At 68.1% G+C, this 19,085-nt stretch carries 18 protein-coding genes and 1 tRNA gene; 14 read left to right on the top strand and 5 right to left on the bottom strand.

The window, feature by feature from the left end:
• The first annotated feature begins 65 nt into the window (after positions 1-65).
• Complete coding sequence (locus tag GC722_RS05510; RefSeq protein WP_156608594.1) at positions 66-1,229, top strand: TDT family transporter; 1,164 nt, start codon at positions 66-68, stop codon at positions 1,227-1,229.
• Positions 1,230-1,274: 45 nt separating this feature from the next.
• On the opposite strand, the gene GC722_RS05505 is transcribed toward GC722_RS05510, so the two are convergent.
• Together GC722_RS05505 and GC722_RS05500 are read right to left on the bottom strand one after the other, a co-directional pair.
• Positions 1,275-1,868: a hypothetical protein gene (locus GC722_RS05505; RefSeq protein WP_197429829.1), complete on the bottom strand. Its 594-nt coding sequence runs from the start codon at positions 1,866-1,868 to the stop codon at positions 1,275-1,277.
• A gap of 36 nt (positions 1,869-1,904) precedes the next feature.
• The gene (locus GC722_RS05500) at positions 1,905-3,053 is read right to left on the bottom strand and encodes a zinc-dependent alcohol dehydrogenase (RefSeq protein ID WP_156608592.1); all 1,149 of its coding nucleotides are present in this window, start codon (positions 3,051-3,053) and stop codon (positions 1,905-1,907) included.
• Positions 3,054-3,422: 369 nt separating this feature from the next.
• Here GC722_RS05500 and GC722_RS05495 point away from each other — a divergent pair, with 369 nt between their 5' ends.
• Together GC722_RS05495 and GC722_RS05490 are read left to right on the top strand one after the other, a co-directional pair.
• The gene (locus GC722_RS05495) at positions 3,423-3,668 is read left to right on the top strand and encodes a hypothetical protein (protein WP_156608590.1); all 246 of its coding nucleotides are present in this window, start codon (positions 3,423-3,425) and stop codon (positions 3,666-3,668) included.
• 140 nt (positions 3,669-3,808) lie between these two features.
• A tRNA-Lys gene (locus GC722_RS05490) sits at positions 3,809-3,881 on the top strand.
• Positions 3,882-3,956: 75 nt separating this feature from the next.
• Here the strand turns inward: GC722_RS05490 and GC722_RS05485 are convergent.
• Positions 3,957-4,829 (bottom strand): tyrosine-type recombinase/integrase, encoded by an 873-nt coding sequence (locus GC722_RS05485; RefSeq protein WP_156608588.1) that lies wholly within the window; start codon positions 4,827-4,829, stop codon positions 3,957-3,959.
• Between GC722_RS05485 and GC722_RS19460 the strand changes: the two genes are divergently transcribed.
• The 3 genes from GC722_RS19460 to GC722_RS05475 all read left to right on the top strand — a co-directional run bounded on the left by GC722_RS19460 (position 4,722) and on the right by GC722_RS05475 (position 5,645).
• Positions 4,722-5,114: a DNA/RNA non-specific endonuclease gene (locus GC722_RS19460; protein WP_197429828.1), complete on the top strand. Its 393-nt coding sequence runs from the start codon at positions 4,722-4,724 to the stop codon at positions 5,112-5,114. The genes GC722_RS05485 and GC722_RS19460 overlap by 108 nt on opposite strands.
• Positions 5,062-5,361, top strand: coding sequence for a DNA/RNA non-specific endonuclease (locus GC722_RS17665; protein WP_408609295.1), 300 nt, complete (start codon positions 5,062-5,064; stop codon positions 5,359-5,361). Before GC722_RS19460 ends, GC722_RS17665 begins: the two co-directional genes overlap by 53 nt.
• A gap of 83 nt (positions 5,362-5,444) precedes the next feature.
• Positions 5,445-5,645, top strand: a complete 201-nt coding sequence (locus tag GC722_RS05475; RefSeq protein WP_156608586.1) for a hypothetical protein — start codon at positions 5,445-5,447, stop codon at positions 5,643-5,645.
• Between the two features lie 66 nt (positions 5,646-5,711).
• On the opposite strand, the gene GC722_RS05470 is transcribed toward GC722_RS05475, so the two are convergent.
• Complete coding sequence (locus GC722_RS05470) at positions 5,712-6,656, bottom strand: hypothetical protein (protein ID WP_156608584.1); 945 nt, start codon at positions 6,654-6,656, stop codon at positions 5,712-5,714.
• Between the two features lie 212 nt (positions 6,657-6,868).
• Between GC722_RS05470 and GC722_RS05465 the strand changes: the two genes are divergently transcribed.
• The 4 genes from GC722_RS05465 to GC722_RS05450 all read left to right on the top strand — a co-directional run bounded on the left by GC722_RS05465 (position 6,869) and on the right by GC722_RS05450 (position 11,704).
• Positions 6,869-7,993: a thermonuclease family protein gene (locus GC722_RS05465; protein ID WP_156608582.1), complete on the top strand. Its 1,125-nt coding sequence runs from the start codon at positions 6,869-6,871 to the stop codon at positions 7,991-7,993.
• 152 nt (positions 7,994-8,145) lie between these two features.
• Positions 8,146-9,063 carry a hypothetical protein gene (locus GC722_RS05460; RefSeq protein WP_156608580.1) on the top strand — a complete coding sequence of 306 codons (918 nt, stop codon included), beginning with the start codon at positions 8,146-8,148 and terminating at the stop codon, positions 9,061-9,063.
• 554 nt (positions 9,064-9,617) lie between these two features.
• Positions 9,618-9,947, top strand: coding sequence for a histone-like nucleoid-structuring protein Lsr2 (locus tag GC722_RS05455; protein WP_156608578.1), 330 nt, complete (start codon positions 9,618-9,620; stop codon positions 9,945-9,947).
• Positions 9,948-10,984: 1,037 nt separating this feature from the next.
• Positions 10,985-11,704, top strand: a complete 720-nt coding sequence (locus GC722_RS05450; RefSeq protein WP_156608576.1) for a hypothetical protein — start codon at positions 10,985-10,987, stop codon at positions 11,702-11,704.
• Between the two features lie 680 nt (positions 11,705-12,384).
• Here the strand turns inward: GC722_RS05450 and GC722_RS05445 are convergent.
• Positions 12,385-13,053, bottom strand: coding sequence for a hypothetical protein (locus GC722_RS05445; protein WP_156608572.1), 669 nt, complete (start codon positions 13,051-13,053; stop codon positions 12,385-12,387).
• Positions 13,054-14,003: 950 nt separating this feature from the next.
• Between GC722_RS05445 and GC722_RS18170 the strand changes: the two genes are divergently transcribed.
• The 4 genes from GC722_RS18170 to GC722_RS18875 form a co-directional block, all read left to right on the top strand.
• Positions 14,004-14,828 (top strand): hypothetical protein, encoded by an 825-nt coding sequence (locus GC722_RS18170; protein ID WP_231747392.1) that lies wholly within the window; start codon positions 14,004-14,006, stop codon positions 14,826-14,828.
• On the top strand, positions 14,726-14,986 hold the full coding sequence (locus GC722_RS19455) for an HNH endonuclease (RefSeq protein WP_408609294.1): 261 nt from the start codon (positions 14,726-14,728) through the stop codon (positions 14,984-14,986). The genes GC722_RS18170 and GC722_RS19455 overlap by 103 nt, the downstream gene beginning before the upstream one ends.
• 445 nt (positions 14,987-15,431) lie before the next feature.
• The gene (locus GC722_RS05435; protein WP_156608570.1) at positions 15,432-16,454 is read left to right on the top strand and encodes a TerC family protein; all 1,023 of its coding nucleotides are present in this window, start codon (positions 15,432-15,434) and stop codon (positions 16,452-16,454) included.
• 450 nt (positions 16,455-16,904) lie between these two features.
• A partial coding sequence (locus tag GC722_RS18875) for a CshA/CshB family fibrillar adhesin-related protein (protein WP_197429825.1) occupies positions 16,905-19,085 on the top strand: 2,181 nt, incomplete at its 3' end.

Here is a 19,085-nt window from a genome sequence, read left to right as displayed (position 1 = left end):
GGGCCTGTGGATGCACAGGGACGTGGCCGCTACCGGCGACGCCCGGGCCCGGACAGCATCGGAGCATGACCACCGCTCCCCTGCTGCCCCGACCGCCGGCCGTCACGACCCCGGGTCGCAGCGGTGCGGGTCGCAGCGGTCCGGGCACCCGGTTCCTGGCCGAGCTCGGCGACCAGCCGGTGCTGGGCCGGATCGGGCCGAACTGGTTCGCGGCGGTGATGGGCACCGGGATCGTGGCCAACGCCGCCGTCACGCTGCCCGTGCGGGTGCCGGGTCTGCTGGTGCTGGCCCGCCTGGTGTGGGTCCTCGACGTGCTGCTGCTGGCCGTGGTGGTCACCGCCACCGCCCTGCACTGGCTGCGGCACCCGGCCACGGCCCGGGGGCACCTGGCGGACCCGGTGATGTCCTGGTTCTACGGCGCACCCGCGATGGCGCTGATGACCGTGGGGGCGGGCGCCCTGCTGCTCGGCCAGCCGCTGGTCGGTGCCCGTGCGGCCCTCGCGGTCGCCGCCGCGCTCTGGGTGGCCGGCACGCTGCTGGGTCTCTGGACCGCGGTGGCCGTGCCGCTGCGGGCCTTCACCGGGCCTCCCGCCGGGCCGGCCGCGGCCTTCGGCGGGTGGCTGATGCCCGTCGTGCCGCCGATGGTGAGCGCGGCCACCGGCGCGCTGCTGGTGCCCCACCTGCCGCCCGGCGAGCCGCGGGGAACGATGCTCTACGGCTGCTACGCGATGTTCGGGCTCACCCTGGTCGCCAGCCTCGTCACCACCACGCTGGTCTGGCACCGGCTGGTGCACCACGGGGTGGGCGCGGCCGCCGCGGTGCCGACGCTGTGGATCGTGCTCGGTCCGCTGGGCCAGTCGGTGACGGCGGCGCACGCGCTCGGCGGGCAGGCCGCGCACCTCCTGCCGGCGCCGTACGGGTCCGCCTTCGCCGCCCTCGGGCTGGTCTACGGCGTCCCGGTGTGGGGCTTCGCCCTGCTGTGGCTGGCCCTGGCCGGCGCCGTCACGGTCCGCACCGCCCGTCGGGGCCTGCCGTTCACGCTGGCGTGGTGGTCCTTCACCTTCCCCGTCGGAACCGTCGTCACCGCGACCTCAGGGCTGGCCGCGGCCACCGGTCTGGCGCTGTTCACCGGGCTCGCGGTGCTGGGCTACGTCGGCCTGGTGCTGGCCTGGGTCGTCGTCGCCACCCGCACCGTGCGTGGAGTCTGCTCCGGTCGGCTGCTGCGCTGATCCCGCCGGTCCGGGCCCGGCTGCTCCGGCCGGCCGTGACCGGGGTCAGCGGCGGCGCAGCCGCCGGGCGCTCCGCCGGACGACCGCGTTCGCACCGAGGGCCAGGGCGGCGCCGCCGAGCCAGGGCGCGGCGACCAGGAACGGGTCGATCCAGGTGTGGGCGGTGTCGACCCGGCGGGCGTTGCGTCCGGTGCGGGAGCGGATCCCGCCGTACTTCAGCTCGGCCCGGATCCCGGTCTCGCTGATCGGGTTGTCCGGGTGCCCCTGCAGCAGCGCGGTGAGGCGTGACTCCGCGAACTCGACCCGGTCGGCCGCGATCAGCAGCAGCCAGTGCGCGGCACGGGCCTCGCTGAAGCGCTCGTAGGAGTAGCGCCGGATGGCCCCCGACACCCCGTGCAGGGGCTGCGCGGTGCCGAAGACGGGCGTCACGCCGGCGTGCTCGATGGAGTGCTCCCGCGGCCGCTCCTCCGGCTGGCGGTCGGGGAGCTCCCAGTGGGCCCCGCTGGCCTCGGGGTCGAAGCGCATCATCGGGGTGGAGGGCCGGTCGGCCGGGTCGAGGTCGACGCCCCAGCCCGGGATGCGGGCGCGCAGCTCCTCGGCGGGCGGGTTCGGGTGGGGGCGGTGGGCGGTGTAGGCCACGGGATCTCCTCGGTTCTCGCGTCGGGACTCGGGCCGTCAGGCCGCGTCGGGGACGACGACGACCTTCATGCAGTCGTCGAGCTTGGCCGAGAACATGTGGTAGCCCTCGGCGATGTGCTCCAGCGGGATGCGGTGGGTGATCAGCTCGCTGGGCTTGAGGTGGCCGTTGCGGATGTGCTCGAACAGCCGGGGCCACTGCCGCTTCACCGGCGCCTGGTTCATCCGCAGCGTCAGGCCCTTGTTCAGGGCGTCGCCGAACTTCACCGCGCTGAAGATCGGGCCGTAGGCGCCCATCACCGACACGGTGCCGCCCTTGCGCACCGAGTCGATGGCCCAGTTCAGGGCGGTCGGCGAGCCGCCCTGCAGGGTGAACTTGGCGGCCGCCAGGTGCTGGGTCAGGTTGCCGTCGGCCTCGGCACCGACGCAGTCGATCGCCACGTCGGCGCCGAGGTGGTCGGTGATCTTCTTCATGTGCACGACGATGTCGTCGTACTCGGCGAAGTTGTAGGTCTCGGCGTGGGCGAAGGTGCGGGCCCGTTCCAGCCGGTAGTCCAGGTGGTCGATGACGATGACCCGCCCGGCCCCCATGAACCAGGCCGACTTGGCCGCGTACAGCCCGACGGGGCCGGCGCCGAGCACCAGCACGGTGTCGCCCTCCACGATGTCGCCGAGCTGGGCGCCGAAGTAGCCGGTGGAGCAGGCGTCGGTGAGCATCAGGGCGTCCTCGTCGTCCATCCACTCCGGGATCACCGAGGGACCGACGTCGGCGAAGGGCACCCGGACGAACTCGGCCTGGCCGCCGTCGTAGCCGCCGGTGGTGTGGGAGTAGCCGTAGATGCCGCCCACGGCGGTGGCGTTGGGGTTGACGTTGTGGCAGTTGGAGTACAGCCCGCGGGAGCAGAACCAGCAGGAGCCGCAGTAGATGTTGAACGGCACCATCACCCGGTCACCGCGCTGCAGCCGCTGCACCGAGGGGCCCACCTCCTCGACCACGCCGATGAACTCGTGACCGAAGGTGTGCCCGATCCGGGTGTCGGGCATCATCCCGTGGTACAGGTGCAGGTCCGAGCCGCAGATCGAGGCCTTGGTCATCCGCACGACCGCGTCGTTGGGGTGCTCGATCCTGGGCATGTCCTTCTCCTGCACCCGCACCCGGTACGGGCCTCGGTACGTCATCGCCTTCATGGGTCCTCCTGGCCGGCTCAGCACGTTCGTCTCTGCTGGTGGCAGTACCCGCCTGAGCCGGCCGCACCCGCTCGACAGCCGGTGGTTGACAGCCGTGGGAGGCGGGCGGACGATCCAGGTATCGCCTCCTGGCGCTGCCGGAGGCGTCGTGATCGGGGGGATCATGGGACTTCGCGAGAGGCTGCTGGGCCGGCGACGACGCTGGTCGGAGTTCGAGGAGGCCGGGAGCGAGGTGGGTGACGCGGGCCGGACCCTCGGTGACGTGCTGCGCGGTCGCGGACTTCCCGAGCCGCGGTTGTGCGGGCGCTGCGGACGTCCTGTCAGGGGCCGGCTCCCGGTCTGCCCGACCGGTCACTGGGTCGGTCGGCGATGAGCGCCGACGGCACGGAGCAGAGCTCGACCAGCAAGCACGTGGCCGCCTTCCTCGGCGCACCGCTGGGCAGCGCCGTCCTGGCCTTCTTGGCCTGGGTGCTGCTGAGCGAGCCCTACCCGCTCGGTCCCCTGACCATCCAGTGCATCCCGATGGGCGCCGCCCAGCTCGGTGTCGACCAGGTGGCGATGATCGCCACGGTCGTCGCCGCACTCGGGGCCCTCCTGATCGAGGTCGCGAGCTAACGGCTCCCCCGGGGCGCCGACCTCCGGCGACGGTCGTCGCCGCGAGCCGGTGCGGTACCGTCGGCGCTGCGGACCCGCGGGTCCGTCGGAGCCGTCGGGCGGTCGCGCAGCAGAGTCGACGACGCCCCACGGCGGCTGCCGGGCCTCTAGCTCAACTGGCAGAGCAGCGGACTTTTAATCCGCGGGTTGTGGGTTCGATCCCCACGGGGCCCACTGAAACCGCACAACAGCGGGCATCCGAAGACCCGGCTGCACCCCTCATGGGGACTAGTCCGGGGACTGATGTGTTCACTTCGCCGGACGCGCCAGGTCGGGGTCGTAGGCCTCCAGGGCCACCGCATTGGGCGCGTTCGCAGCGCGACGACCCAGGTACACGTCCTGCGTCATCGACACCCGCGAGTGCCCGAGCTGGTCAGCGATCATCCGCGCCGTGGCGCCGCTCTCGTCGAGCAAAGTAGCGACTGTCTTGCGAAACGTGTGGGTCGTGACCCAATCGAAGTCGTCCCCGCGAACCCGGCGGAAGGCCTCGCCCACATTACCCCGGTCGCGCCACCCGCCGCGGCTGTCAGGAAACACCGGACCTTCGAACGCTCCGAGGCGTACCCGCCGCGCACGCAGCAGCGTCACGCACCACGCCGGCATGATGAGGCCCCGCTCCGACGCCTTGGACTTCACCCGCTTTGCCACCAGTCCCTGACCGGCCACGGGCACGATGGTTCGTTGCACCATCACGACCCCAGCGTCCAGATCCACGTCCGCCCACGTGACCCCGACCGCTTCGCCAACTCGGAGACCGGTAGCCAGCATGAACCACGCGAGCTCAGGGAGGTCATGACGGCGAGCGAACTCGTCACCGTCCAACCGGGCCAGCCAGCGCCGCACCTCCTCCAGGGTCAGCGCCTTCGCCGTCCGTCCACCCTCCAGTTCGATCGGCGTCAGGTCGCGGACGGAATTCGTCGAAAGGCCACCCTGGCGGACCAGCCAACCGCAAGCACCAGACAGCACCGCCCGACATAGCTTCGCAGTCGCCGGTCCCTTCTGGAGCAGGATTTCTTGCAGGAACCGATCCAGGGTCGGCGCGGTCAACTCCTCCAGCCGCAGCCCACCGATGGCGGGGATGGTCAGACGTCTGGTCACCCCGGCGTAGAGGTCACGGGACATCTGGTCCGCCGGCGGGACCCGGTCTGGGGCGAGCGCGGCACCGCCGCCCAGGCGAACCGGGACACCTTCGCCTACACCAACGCCGCCCCCCAGGCGGCCGGGTTCAACCAGTCCGACCAGCTGTGGCTCGGCCTGGAGAACTACCTCCTCGAAGCCGCCGATGCCACCAACCTCCGCCTCAGCACCCTCACCGGCTGCGTCTTCGACCCAAGCCGACCAGCGCTACCGCGGCATCCAACTACCCCGCCGGTTCTGGAAGGTGGCCGCCTGCGTCCAAGACGATGAGCTGCACAGCACCGGCTACCTGCTGGACCAGTCACCCGAGCTCGACGACATCGACCTCCAGGGTGCTGCCGCAGACCAGGAACCGTTGCTCGGGCCGTGGCGCACCTTCCAGGTGCCCGTGGCTGCCATCGCCGACATGACCGGGCTCGACTTCGGCTCGCTAGCCGTGGTGGACCGGCTGGACGTGAAGAGTGCGACCAGCGGCCGCTGGCGCCAGCTGGAGGGCTACGACGACATCGGGCTCTGAGACTCCCTAGGGCTGGCCGCTTGAAACCCATCGTCACCGAGCGACCACCCGCAAGGCCTCACACTGCCTGGCAGCATGGCCTGATGGCCGACTCCTTCGACGTGTCGTTTGCTCAGTTCACCTTCACGCTCCGGGAAGCACAGTTCGCGAGGCCGGACGAACTCGGCCAGTGGCGGGGCGCGAAGTGCATGCACTGCGCAGAGAGGATCCCGATCCACCCCGACGAGCGTGCCAGCACCTTCCTCCACCGCATCTACGGCCACGAGTGTGGCGCGCCGAACTAGTCGACAACGACCACAACCGTCAGCATCCGCTGGGGGTGCCCGGCGTCTATGCGGCAAGGTTTCATCTCAAGTGTCGGCGAGCTTGCTCAACCCTGCAGTGAGTTCACCGAGGCGACGAACCCCGACCCGGACCGCCTCCTGCTCGAGGCGAAGCCGCTCGGACGTTTCGGCCAGTTGCCCTGCTTCGCTGCGAGAGGCGGCGTCGCTGAGCAGGTTCTGCAACTCGCCGTGGCGGGCGTAGATACGGTCGACCAGTTCGAGTTCGTCGAGCTGGCGCGCCAGCCGCGCCGCTTCGACGTCGATGCTTCTTAGCTGCTGTAGCCGCGCCATCAGCGACCGCTCGATCCGGGCTTGGTCGAGCGCGAGCGGACGCAGCGCCTCGCGCGTCTCTGGGAGCAGGTCAGCTGTCAGTGGCATGTCCGCGGTCAACGTCCACAGCCAGTCGGCGTCGGCGGCGATCTGAGCGAGTTCGCGGTGCAGGTCGACGTGGCCAACAGCCATTTGAGCCTGGGCGTTCGACCACACTCGCCGCGACAGGATGCGTTGCACGAGGTCGTGCGCCACCACGATCACCCCAGCAGACCACGATGCCTGGTTGGTGCGGTGCAAGCACGCCACGAACAGCCCGACCGGATCGCTCTTCACAAGTCCGCCCTCGGTCTGTGGGCGCAGCTTTCGCCAGGCGCTGGCCCTCGCCCACGTCACTTGAGCCGCGATCAGCGTCCCCCCGATTGCGATCAGCGCCGTCCAGTCTGGCAGCAGGACGAGGCAGGCGAGTATGACGAGCGCACCCACAGCGCAGACCAGTTGGGTCAGGCGACGCTGCGCCCACACCCGTGCGGCAGGGATGGGAAGTTGGTCCCGCCGCCGCCGCTGCGTCGGTGGTCGTGCGGCCGCATCCGCGTCGGGCCACACGCTGACGCGTCGAACACGCATCACGAATGCCTCAGGCGTCAGCCGGTGGACATCGCGCACCCGTTGGGACAGGTCGTCGTCCCACTGCTTGTCCATCCGCGTCCCCTTCACCGGCACGTGCACCGTGCTGCCTGCATGCTAGAGCCTCCGTTTCGACGCTGCCGGCGTCGCTGCCACTTCGGGCCGGGTTGCCACCGCTCGGTGGCCCCCCGTGGTCGGGAACCTGCCGTCGTACCGATTACGTCGGCGTTGAGTTCTACACTTCTCGACAAGCCGGGGAGGGGACCCCGCATAGGTGAAGGTGGGCAATGGGCTTCTCTCGGTACGCGCTCGGCCTCATCGGCGCGACAGCAGTGGCCGCCGGGGTCAGTATTGGGGTGTCGCAAGCCGTTGAAGATCGTCACGTCATGGTGGTGCGCGTCATCGACGGCGACACCATCGAAGTCGACGAGGACGGTCAGACCGTGGTTGTGCGGCTGATGAACGTCGACACTCCGGAGACAAGACACCCCGACGAGCCAGTGGGGTGCCTTGGACCCGAGGCGACCAAGTTTCTTGAGCAACTCCTACCGGCCGGAACTGGCGTGGAGCTGCGCACCGACACCGTCGAGCTTGACCGCTACGGGCGTACCGTCGCCGGGGTGTTCCTCACCGACACGCTGATCAACGCCGAGATCGCCCGTGCCGGATTTGGTCGGGCGGTCACCTATGACGGCCAGGACGACTACTTCGACGAGGTCGCGGCCGCCGAAGCAGCAGCGCGCGATGCCGCTGTTGGCGGCTGGCACCCGACCCTGGAGTGCAGCCCAGTCACGCAGGTGGCGACCGTCGCCGACGATCTTGACGCCGCTGAGGCGGCCGCCGCGGCGGTCGCAGCAGAAGTGGATGTCGAGGACACCCTTGAGGTGGATGCGGTCATCGCCTTGCAAGAAGCCGCCGAGGCGCTCGCCGAAACCCTCAACGAGTCCAGCCGGCTCGACAACACCATGCGGGCCTCCTCGTGGATGTTCCGCGACGGAGACGCCGTCATAGCCAGCCGCGAGACGTTGGCCCGCCACCACAACGAGGCCGTCACCAGCTACGCCGAGTTGCTTGATGTCCGCGACGACGCCGCAGCAGTCATCGAAGAGCAGCAGCTGGCCGAGCGGCAGCGTCAGGTCGACGCCATCGTCAATGGCTGGTGGGACGACTTCGAGACCCGCCACGCCGCCCTTCTCCGTGAGGAAGCGGAAGCCGCCGCAGCCGCCGAGGAGGCTGCGCGTCAGGCTGCCGCCGAAGAGGACGAGCAGCAGTCCTACGACGACTCCTCTGAAGGCGCGAGCGGCAACGACAGCTACGACAGCGGCGACGGGCAATCCGGTGGTGGCGGCGGTCCCGGCTACACCGGCAACCGCTGCTACAACCCAGGCGGGAAGACCTACCGGCCATGTTGAGCACACCTCGACGCCGCCTCGCGGGCCTGTTCGTGGTCTGGGCCGTCGCTACCGTCGTTCTCACCGGCTGCAGCGGGCCGTCAATGGCTACCTCTGACCCAGCATTACCCGACGCCTCGGCTACTCCCAGTGCTACGACTCCGCTGGCGGAGATGCCGACGCGCTCGGCGCCAAACCTCGACGCGCTGACGGCGGTCGGCGATCCCTGGCAGGGCCTACCGGCCTCATCCGCCTGCAACGAGTACCAGACAGCGTTGGGCGCTTCACGTAGTCAAAGCACAGCCAGTGACCGGACGCTGCCTGGTACCGCCGTCACGCACGATTGTTTCCTCCAGGGAGTCGCTTCTGTCGAAGGGCATAACGCCTACATCGCAGAACTCGCGACCGACGACCCAACGTTCTGCCCTCGTCTATCCGGGATGGAAGCTGCCCCCGAACTCTCATCCGGTCCCGCCGAGGTTTGGCGCGGAACCGTCCCGGCTGATGATGACGATCCAGTTTCTGCCAATGAGAGCGTCGATGTGTATTCGATGTGCGTCACCGGCAAGGCTCTGTTGGTGAGGACCACGCCGGGCACCAAAGTCATCGAGCTCCTCGATCTCCTCGGTGATGGTTCGCAGCAAAGTAAGGGCGACACTAACCCCGACATGGTCACTTCCGAGGAGTGGCAAGAGCTGTACGGCGACGTCGATGGGGGACGTGGTGGTGGCTTCAAGACCCAAGACGGCACCATCGCTTGCCAGTTCGCACCTGCGGCAGAGAGCTCGATTGTGACGTGCACGAACTATTCAGAAGATTGGGTGGCGGAGGATCACGGGTGTGAGGGAGCCTCTTCGATCTACTGGGACACGTTGCAGCCGGCGAGTAGGGCATGCGTCGTCCCAGTGGACCCTGAGCAGGTCCCGGCCGTAGCAGAGCTTGGCTTCGTCACGACTGCACCTACGGACCTGGATGGGGGCGAGTACGGCACACCGTTGAGCTGTGAGATTTCAGCGACAGCCGTAGCGTGCTCGACTATTGATGGCTCGGGTGGCTTCCGCGTCTCGGGAGACGAGTTCACTGTCTATTGATTTGGGGGCACAGGCGGCCTTAGATCGGCTCCACCAAAGCACTTGCCGTTTGCCCCGGCTGCGGCTACGGTCACGAAGCCCTTGGTCTGCCAGGATTCAGAGGGACGACCCCACCCCGACCGGCACTGGCTGCCGCAGCGCCTAGCCGGACTTGTGAGCGGTGAGCCAGCGGCGCATCCTGACCCGATGAAGGTGCTGGCCAGCTCGTACGAGGGACTCCCCCGGTCGGTGGTCGTCGTCTTCCCCGACCCGACCGGCCCGCGCGACGTCAACAGCGGCCGCACCGTCCCGGGCCGGTGACCTACGAGGCGGTCGGCACGCTCACGTGCTGGCAGAACCGTAACGGTGAGTGGTGGGGCGCGGTGACCTGCAGCCACCCCACCCGCTTTAGCCCCGACAGCGACGTCGGCTTCGGCACCTACTCGGGTGGTTCCCTGCAACGCAGCTCCGCCCGATGGCCACCGATCACGCCACACCCGTCGCAATCTGAGCCGCCTACCCCATTTGTGGTCGAATAGTTCCTACCGATATCACCGATCGAATGGAGTGACCGAATGGCCCAGCGCGGGGAGATCCGCCTGACCGACGACCTGGACCAGGGGCCGGCGAACGAGACAGTCCAGTTCGGGCTGGACGGGGTCACCTACGAGATCGATCTGTCCTCCAGCAACGCTGAGGACCTGCGCGGCGCCTTCGTGGCCTGGGTCGGGCACGCCCGGCGGATCGCCGGCCGGCGCACCGGCCGGGCCACCTCCTCCTCGGCTCAGACCGGCCGGCCGAGCGGGTCTGAGGTGCGGGCCTGGGCGGCCGAGCAGGGCATGGAGGTCAGCGGCCGCGGCCGCGTGCCGGCCGAGGTACGCAAGGCCTACGACGCCGCCCACTGAACCCTCCGGTGCCGCGGACTCGTTCGCAGCGTCCGGCGCGACGGGCGCGCCAGCTCGAGCTGGTCAAGGCGGAGCTGCGCCGCGATCCGGGCACCACGGTGCCCGAGCTGACCCGGCTGCTGCAGGACCACGACCTGGGCGCGCGGACGGTGTACCGGTTCCGTGACGAGGCTCGCGCCGTGCTGCCCCCAGCCGCTCCTTCGCCGGAGTTGGCGGCGGGTTGGCCGTTGACGGTGGCCGCAGCGCGGCTCTCGATCAGGAGGGCCCGCCTGAGGCGAATGATCTCCGTGGCCGGGATCCCAGCGGCGCAGGTCGATCGAGCCACAGGCGCGCAGCGACGGCCCGAGGAGGATTGGCGGGCTTTGGAGGGCCGCTTCGAGGCTGCGGTGCTGCGCCGGCCCGCAGTGGTCGACCTATTCTCCCCCGGCCGTCCGAACACCGCTGGCCCGACGTTGCCTCCGCCGACGGGCCGGACCGGATACGGGTACTGGTGGTTCCCAGACGACGTCAGCGCCTGGGTGCGCAACGGTCGCGACCGACCTCCTCGTCGGGTCACGTGGTGGACCCGCGAGAGCCTCATTCAGCATCTACGGCTGCACCCCGCTGGGGTTGAGCGCCTGTGTGCTCTCCCGGGGTTCCCCGCTCCAGGCCCTCGGGGCCGTTGGGACGCCAGGCAGGTGCGGGCGTGGCTGCGCACACAGCCGACCTGGCGCGACCAGGTGGCCGGCGAGGCCACCCTCGACACGCGGGCGGCAGCCGCTCTCGTCGGGCTGAGCTACGACACCGTGCGCACGTACCGCACCGGCGGGATATGGCCTCCCCCGGACGGCTGGCACGGCCGCACACCGCGATGGTCGGCCAGCACTCTGACGGCCTGGAAGGCGTCGTCCGGCACGTCTGTGCGCCCAGTTCGCAGGTCTGTCGAATCTGCCTCTATCTAGTCAAGAGCGCGGCTCCGCCGCGCCACCGCTGCGGTCCGTGTCCTCGCTCGCTGGCGCTCGCTGCCGGCCGGTCCTTGCGGCAGTTAGGGTCCATAGGTGCGCATAACCATTCCCCCGTGGCAGGACCATCTAGGGCTGCTCGTCGGCTTCGCTGCGATCTTCGCCACCGCGATCAACGTGCTGGCGTTCAGTCGATGGCATCCCGAGGTCGCGCTCGCCGTCGTTCATAACGTAAGCACTTCGACCGTGCTGATAGGGGCGGCTATGGCCACCCTCCCGACTGTCCTAGCCATCTTGCTACAGGTGGCCTTGATGTACCTATTTGCTCGAATAGCTCGACGAGAAGGCACCAACCTTGTTATTGTGCTAACCACCTTTACATTGTTGCTGTTTGCAGTTGTCGCATTGCCCGTATTTCAGTTGGGTTTGGCCGTTCTAGCCGGTGCTTTGGCCGCCCTGTTGGCAAGATGGTTCGGTATTCCCTACAGCACAGACTCGGGGAAGTTCACTCTCACGCGCTACGAGTTTTTGTTTGTAGCACTACTGCCTCAGCTCGTCGGCGCAGCCATGGTTGGCATCGCTTGGATGCCAACAGAGAATCTCCGTTTCGAGAAGGGTTCCACCATTGTGGCTTACGTGCTCCGTGAAGGTGAAGGAGAGGCGGTGATACTTCTCGACAGGCCCCGCATAGTCCAATACGTCCGCAACAACAAGTTGCTGGACCGCGAAGTATGCAGCGGCCGGCAGGACTGGTACTTGCAAACTATGCCCGATGCCGTGACGCCTGAACGACTTCCTCCCTGCACCAGGCCATGACCTCGGTCGCGCAGTTCGCCCAGCGGAAGCATGGGCGGCGCTACGAACTGCTTGGCTTCCTCGGCTCACCTCCTGCCGGCCGCGACGATGACAACGAACTTTCCCCGTCCATCCGCGAGAGCTGCCTGCCCTGCAGCATGCGGGCTCTGTCGGTATCAAGATACTGACCGCCTTCGAAAGCCTCAAGATAGCTGGTGTAGAGCCGACGGATCATCTTCCAAAACAGAATGAGAGTGAAGCTCACGAGGAAGACGCAGACGGCAGTACCTGCAAGCAGAACTTGGTGTCGCCACGTCGCAATCAGTCCAGTGATCGGATCCACTCCGCTGCTTGAAGCAGTGAAAAGCGCAAGTACCGCGGACAGTAATGCCAATAGCAGAGAGCTTAGGGAAGCCAGGAGTAACCCACTAACCGATTCGCGAAAGTGAGACCTTAGGCGCCCATTGGAAGACAAACTTACGCTATCTGCAATGCGCGCCCGGATGGAGAAAAGTTGACCCACAGCGCCAAAGAGGGCGCCCGACAGCAATCCGGCTACGGGAGCCAAAAACTCCGGGCGGCCGATCTCCCAACCAATCACCCAGCTCACGGCGCCGGCGACTACAGGCACTCCCAGAAGCGCGAAGCGCGCTACCCAGTCAGGCCGCTCGTACCGTAAGTCCCACGTAGAACGAACGTGATCACGAAGCAACGGACCCACATTGAAGCGGTCCAGCATTGGTTATCCCTCCCGACGACCAGGTAGACAGCCTACTCCTCGAATCCTCTTCCGCAAGGGATTGCACGTCGGCTATTAGCTGCGCGCAAGCAGCCTCCGCCTCCCGAAAGAACACGTCATCGTCAACGAGGTCGTCGCCGAGAGAGTACGTGAACCGTGAATAATCGGTTCGCGGCGTTAGTCGTCTCTGCATGTTGCCGTCGTCTACCTCAACAGCAACATCATCAAAATCGATAGCCACTGTTTCGGTCAAGACGAACTGTTTCATAGCCTTCGCGACAGCTGAGGTTTTCTTGCCCGCTCCCAGCGTCGGCCAGGTCTTCAACTCGTTCCGCACCTTGGACAGAAAGCCCGAACTCATCTCCATGACCTTCAGCGACTTTCGCCTTGGAGGCTGGCGTTGCCCGTCACTTGCAATGCCGTACTCAAGAAACTCAATAGACTGTGGTTCAGCTCGCTCGATATAAGCCAGGACAGCGACCTTGTCCGCGACACCCTTATGCAATATCAAGGACCATGGAACGTCGCTGGCTTTCCGGAGCGCCCGTACTATCTGTTCTTTCGGGCAAAAGCGACCTCTTACCTCAACTGCCAGCAGCCCCCTGTTGTCATCATCTCGCGCGTACAGCACGGCTCGGTACCCGTGTAGTTCGCAAGACCCCTCATCGGCACGTCGGGCTGTGATCCGGTGGGGTCCGCCAGAACACCATCACCGCACGGTCGGTGCATCGTCGCCCGTCTCGTCGCTTGTCTTGCCAAAAGCGAAGGTACTGCTTGCGGCGGAGGCTACATCTGCGCAAATTTGATCACGATAGTCCACGTTAGGACGCGGCGTTACAATCGCGCAGCTGCGTCGGAGAACTTCTGCGGCTTCCGAACCTGCCCGTCATGCAACGACACCAAGAATAGTCGAAAAGAGTTAGTGGGCACGCCTGCAACCTCCTGTGGCCTTGCGTTGCAGCATACGAGACGCGCACGGTTCAGCGCGGCGCCTGGGTCGCGTCGCCACTGAACCATCGAGCTCGGCGTCACCACCGGCACTGTGCGGTCCCGGCCGCGTCCCCCAGATGGTTCGCGCTGACAGCAACGGTGACAGCCACGGCTGACGGACCCATGGACTCAGGCAGACGATCACGAGCGCGGAGCAGGGCCAAATAGGCGAGGGCAAACGCTCACGAGCGCTTCTTCGACCTACGGATCAGGTGGTCGCTTCGCGCATCGGTCTCACTTTGGTCTCAGTCGTCGGCGTTCAGCACCGTTCGCCCGGACACACGGCGCCGCCTGGACCTGCGTATACGGCACCGCACAGGCACCTACGGAGTTGGAAAGCGAGGGGGCACCAATTCGTAACGCCTGCGGTGAGGTTTCCCCCGGTCGGGGGGCCAGCCCTCCTGTCCAAGGCGTCGGCAACTTCCAGTGACTTCAACCTGGTGTATCGCCTGCTGGCAGCGACGACAGCTGGCGTTCAAGACCCGTCGGCTCCTCATGAGCCGGGTGGAGGACGTGCGCCGCCGCTGTCATTCGCCTCTCAGTAGCGGCCGTCCTGCTCCCGGGCCGCCCCTAGCATTAGGCTCTTGCGTCATGGCGCTCGCAGACTTGTCCGACCCCGAAGCCGTTCGTCACGCGATAGCGGAGTTCGAGGAGAGCGGCCGAGATGCGTTCCTCAAGAAGTATGGCTTCGCGCCCGCCAAGGAGTACTTCGTGGTATTCGAGAACAAGCAGTACGACTCGAAGGCGGTGGCGGGTGTCGCTCACCTTTACCAGCACGGCGTGCTGTTGAAGGCTGACGCCTTCTCGGGCGGTGACAGCACCGTCGCCAACCGTCTCGAGAGGCTCGGGTTCCGCGTCACCCGTCCAGTCAGCCTGCCCGACTGGTCCATCGACGAGCTGATGCTCGCTCTCGACCTGTACCTACGCACTCGAGGCCGGATCTCCTACAGCCCCACAACCAAGGTCGTCACCGACCTCAGCACGGAACTCCGATCGCTCCGCGTCTTCCCCGCCACGATTCGGGCCCGACCGCGCTTCCGCAACCCCTTGGGCGTCGCGCTCAAGCTTCACAACTTCTCCTCGATCGACCCATCGCGCCAGAGTCGGGGCATGGACCACGGTGGGCCCGCGACAAGAAGGTCTGGACAGACTGGTCCCAGCGGCCGGACGAGCTGGCGCACGCGGTGGCCCTCATACGGGTCAAAGGTGCGACCGACGATGCCCCGACAGACACCGGCGAAGAGGAGGAGTACGAGGCTCCGGAGGGGCGCATCCTGTTCCGAGAGCACCGTCGCTACGAACGGGACCGCAAGTTGGTCGCCAAGAAGGGGGCAGCAGTCCTCAGGACGACCGGTCGCCTCGCCTGCGAGGTCTGCGACTTCGACTCATCGGAGGCCTACGGCATCGAGGGCGTAATCGATGTCCACCACGTCGTACCACTACACCAGCTCGGCGAAAGCGTCACTGGCTTGAACGACCTCGCCCTCCTCTGCCCTACTTGCCACCGGGTCTTACACCAACACCGCCCGATCATCAGCCCAGATGAACTGAGGGCGAAGCGTTTTGGTTCGTAAGCGCGCCCTTGACCGCCCGGTCGCTCGTGGCTCAACCCACCAACCTCGTGGGGACTCATGTGGGGACTAATGCACGTCAACTGAGGTCACCCTGGACCGAACGGGGCAGGCACTCACCCGCAGATTGCTTCGGAGGTCGCCAGTGGCCCTAGGCGCAGCAACAGATCCGCGGGTTGTGGGTTCCATCCCCACGGGGCCCACCACGACCGGATTCCCACACCGCCGGTCATCAGCGCCCTGCTGGCACCGAGGCGTCCGGCGGCCGGGCAGGCGCTCGCCGGAGCGGGCACTGGATCGGGTCAGGTACTCTTCCGGATCGCAAGGGGAGTACTCCAGCTCGGTCGGCTCGTCACTACGGATGTGCGCATCGCATCCCGGGCCGCCGGTCTCCGGTCGCACGGGGACGGGGAAGACCTTGGCGCTGACCACAACGCCAGGAGTCTTGTTGAACGTCACCCTGCTCGTCTGGGCCGTCACCATCGCCGTCACGATCGCCTTCTTCGTCTACGAGTTCTACGCCCACGTCCGCAAGCCGCACGAACCCACGCTGGGTGAGTCCGCCCGCTGGTCGGTCTTCTACATCGGTCTGGCCCTGCTGTTCGGCGTCGGGGTCGGCGTCGTCTCGGGCTGGACCTACGGCGGGGAGTACTTCGCCGGCTACCTCACCGAGAAGGCCCTGTCGGTCGACAACCTCTTCGTGTTTCTCATCGTCATGAGCGCCTTCGCGGTCCCGCGGATGTACCAGCAGAAGGTGCTGATGATCGGCATCGTCATCGCGCTCATCATGCGCGGCGCGTTCATCGCCGTCGGCGCCGCGCTGATCGAGAACTTCTCGTGGGTCTTCTACATCTTCGGCGGGTTCCTGCTGCTGCTGGCCGTCCAGCAGGCGAGAGGTGGCCACCAGGGCAACCCCGCCGACAGCCGGCTGATGCACCTCGTCCGGCGCGTGCTGCCCGTCACCGAGGAGTACCACGGGGACCGGCTCACGGTCCGTCAGGACGGTCGGCGGTGGGCCACCCCCCTGCTGCTCACCATCATCGCCATCGGCTTCGTCGACCTCGTCTTCGCCCTCGACTCCATCCCCGCCATCTACGGGCTCACCAGCGAGGCCTACATCGTCTTCACCGCCAACGCGTTCGCCCTGATGGGGCTGCGGCAGCTGTACTTCCTCATCGGCGGGCTGCTCGAGCGCCTGGTCTACCTGGCCCAGGGGCTGGCGGTCATCCTCGCCTTCATCGGGGTGAAGCTCGTCCTGCACGCGCTGCACGTCAACGAGCTGTCCTTCCTCAACGGCGGCCAGCCGTTCGGGTGGGCGCCCGAGATCCCCATCTGGTTCTCGCTGCTCTTCATCGCCGCGACCATCACCGTCGCCACCGTGGCCAGCCTGCTGAAGACCCGTGGGGACCAGCAGCGTCCCGACACCGACCACACCGACCAGATCCGCGACACCGAGAAGGAGCTGTCATGAGCAGCACCGGCTCCTCCGGGTCCCCTGCGGCCGCCTCGATGATGTCGTCGATCGACGTGTCCACGACCGGGTAGCGGGAGGAGGTGCAGCCGCAGGCCCTGCCCTACCGACTCGGCGATGCTGGTGGTCTCGTCCAGCGGCCCTTTGCGAACCCTGGAAGACCTCGTGGAGGACGTGTCGGCGAGATCTTCCCCACGAGTACGGCACCGCCGCCGACCCGGCCTCGGCCGGAGGGGTCCTTCCACAGCCGGGGACGACGGCCAACGCCCGTCCGACGCCATTCTGCCCAGCGACCCGCCGAGTCTTGGCAAGGACTCCCGGGCGGTGACAGAGTGTGCTCGCCCGAGCCGACCGGCGCGGGCGTGGACTGGGCGGGGGCCTGACACGGAAGTGGGCTCCATGCTGTCCAGAAGCACTCGTTCCCGCCGTCGAGCCGTCGCCCGCCGGGGGGTGGCCGGCACGCTCGCGGTCCTGCTCGCCGGCCTCACCGTGCTGGTCGGCGCGGCACCGCAGGCGGAGGCCGCGGTCGCCACCGGCGGCGCCGGACGCTTCCTGGAGGCCATCGACTGGGTGGTCTGGGGCAGCAACAACCAGAACCTGCCCAACGGGGGCTTCACGGGCACCAGCAGCCGCATCGTGGGCGGCCAGCCGCTGGTGGTGACCTGCACCACCAGCCGCATCACCAGCACCCAGCCCGGCCAGACCTCGCCCTTCCTGCAGGCCTACCGGCCCGGCAACTGGGGAGGCGACGCCCTGGACGAGATGTACAACGTCGGCGGCACCGGAGCCAGCAACACCCTGGTCAACGCCCTGTCCAACTGGGCACAGGGCGCCCTGGTCGAGTTCGACTTCAGCTGCTCGGCCACGCTTTCCGGCACGCCGGTACCGCTGGCCGGTCTCGTCGTGGCCGACGCCGAGCAGAGTGGAGGCGCCGAGTACGTCACCGCCGACCCGGTCGGTGACGCCACCTGGCGGATCATCGACCGCTACCGCACCCCCGGCTGCACCGCCTCCACGGTGGCGACCCGCAGTGCCACGAACGAGCTCACCCTGGCCGGACCCGCCACCGCGCTCTGCACCAGCGGCCCGGCCGCGGTCGCCTTCATGGAGGGCTCGACCAGCGCCCGGGTCGGGCTGCGCGGTGGCGGCAAGTCCGCCGTCGCCCTCGGTGTCGTGCTCGCCGCCGACCACGGCGACGCCCCGGCCAACTACGGCGACGCCGCCCACCTGGGATCCTTCGGCTTCAACGGCGGCACCCTCGCGGCGGGCGTCCCCACGCGGGTGTCCGACACCACCTTCGCGCTAGGCACCGCGGCCCCGCCGGCGATCCGGATGGGGGCGAACCTCGACCCCGAGACCGCCGCCTCATCCTCGGCCGACGCCACCGGTGACGACGCCAGCGGCAACGGAGTGTTCGGGCCTGCCGACGACGAGGACGGCCTGCGCAGCGGCACGTCCGTCACCGGCGCGGTCGGGTCCTCCTACTCCGCCACCGTCGCCTGCGGACCGGCCGGCGGTTCGGTGGCCGGGTGGATCGACTGGAACGTCGACGGCGACTTCCTGGACGCCGGGGAGCGCTCCGGCACCAGCACCTGCGCCGGCGGGACCGCCACGGTGACCTGGCCGAGCATCCCCGACTCCGTGGTCGGCCAGCCGGTCGGCTCCTCGACCTTCATGCGGCTCCGGCTCGCCCAGGACCCGGCCGACCTGGCCGGGCCGACGTCCCTGGCCCGCTCCGGCGAGGTCGAGGACCACCGGGTGACCCTCGACCTCGGCCCGACGCTCCAGGTGACCAAGAACCTCCGCTCGCGGGCCTACCCCGGCGACCAGTTCGCCGTCAGCATCTCCCTCGGCCCGCTCACCGTCGCCTCGGCGACCACCAGCGGGACCGCCAGCGGGGTCAGCACCCGTCAGGTGATCGCAGCCCCCGGCATCAACTACACGGTCTCGGAGCGGCTGGCCGCCGGGCCGGGGACGCTCGCGGACTACCAGGCCCCGCAGATCATCTGCAGCAACACCGTCACCGGGGTGGCCGTGCCGGTGATGGGCACGGCACCCAGCTGGACCCTGCCCACGGCGGGTCGGGGCGACCGCTACGCCTGCACCATCACCAACGAGGCCCTGACCCCCGGCATCGCCCTGACCAAGTCCGTCAGCGAGGTGGTCGACCTCGACGGCGACGGCCCCGACGCCGGCGACCAGGTCAGCTACTCCTTCCAGGTGCGCAACACCGGTGACGCCCCGCTGAGCGGCGTCGAGGTCGTCGAGGAGCAGTTCTCCGGCACCGGCACCGCGCCCGTCGCGTCCTGCCCGGGCAGCCCGGTGTCCCTGGCCCCGGGGGCCGAGGTCGTCTGCACCGCGACCTACACCCTCACCCAGGCCGACGTCGACGCCGGCGAGGTGACCAACACCGCCACCTACACCCTCACCCAGGCCGACATCGACGCCGGTGAGGTGACCAACACCGTCACCGCCACCGGCACGCCACCTCCGGGCACCGAGCTGCCCGACCCGACCCCCTCGACCGCCGTCGTGCCCACGCCGCAGGACCCCGAGCTCACGCTCACCAAGTCGGTCTCACCCGCCCAGGGGGTGGAGGTCGGGGACGAGGTCACCTACTCGTTCCTGATC

The sequence above is a fragment of the Auraticoccus cholistanensis genome (genome assembly GCF_009742705.1).
Lineage (GTDB): Bacteria > Actinomycetota > Actinomycetes > Propionibacteriales > Propionibacteriaceae > Auraticoccus > Auraticoccus cholistanensis.
Note: the sequence above shows the minus strand (reverse complement) of the source record. Positions and strands in the feature narration are given on the sequence as shown.